Origin of the sequence: Paraburkholderia sp. RL18-085-BIA-A (assembly GCF_046027075.1) — a bacterium.
GTDB lineage: Bacteria > Pseudomonadota > Gammaproteobacteria > Burkholderiales > Burkholderiaceae > Paraburkholderia.
Window position 1 is genome coordinate 1 of the sequence record NZ_JARESU010000524.1, and the last position, 749, is coordinate 749.

1 protein-coding gene is annotated in these 749 nt (G+C 58.2%); it reads left to right on the forward strand.

The window, feature by feature from the left end; all coding sequences use genetic code 11:
* Positions 1-47: 47 nt before the first annotated feature.
* A partial coding sequence (locus tag P0D89_RS53635; protein ID WP_408379748.1) for an ESPR domain-containing protein occupies positions 48-749 on the forward strand: 702 nt, incomplete at its 3' end.

Sequence of the window (749 nt, forward strand, 5' to 3'; positions counted from 1 at the left end):
ATTCGCATACCTGATTATTGTGAATTAATTTTAGAGAAATCAACATCATGAACAAGTCCTATATCAGTGTCTGGAATGAAGCCCTTGGGTCGTGGGTAGCGGCCTCCGAGAATACGGTTGCGCGCGGCAAGCGTAGCAAGTCGAAGGTCGTGGCTGGCGCAGTCGCCACTATGGTAGGCCTGGCAGGACTGATGGGTTCGCCCGCGGCAGAGGCGGCCGGTTCTGGTTTGCAGTTGTGCAATGGAAATGCCACCAACGGTTATTCCTGGGGCTCGGGTTCGGCAACGGGTGCCGCTTTGAACTGTAGCTACGGTGGGACGCAAACTGCATATGGCTTTTCGCTCAATAATGCTGGCACCGATACCGGAGACAACGGCTTCAGTGCAGCGACGGCCCGCATAACCGGGTATGTAAACGGAAAGCTTGAACTGAAGGGCACGGGCGGCATTTCGATGCTTAACCAGGTGCAGATGAACAACAACACGATTACCGGGCTGGCCGCAGGCGCGGTGAACGCCACGAGCGTGGACGCGATCAACGGCAGCCAGCTGTACGGCACCAGCAGCTCGGTGGCGAACGCGCTGGGCGGCGGCTCGACGGTGAACCCGGACGGCACGATCAGCGCGCCGAGCTACAGCGTGGGCGGCACGACGGTTGGCAATGTGGGTGATGCAATTACCAACATCGATGGCCGTACGACGACGAACACGAATGACATTGCACAGAACACGGCCGACATCTCGGGCCTT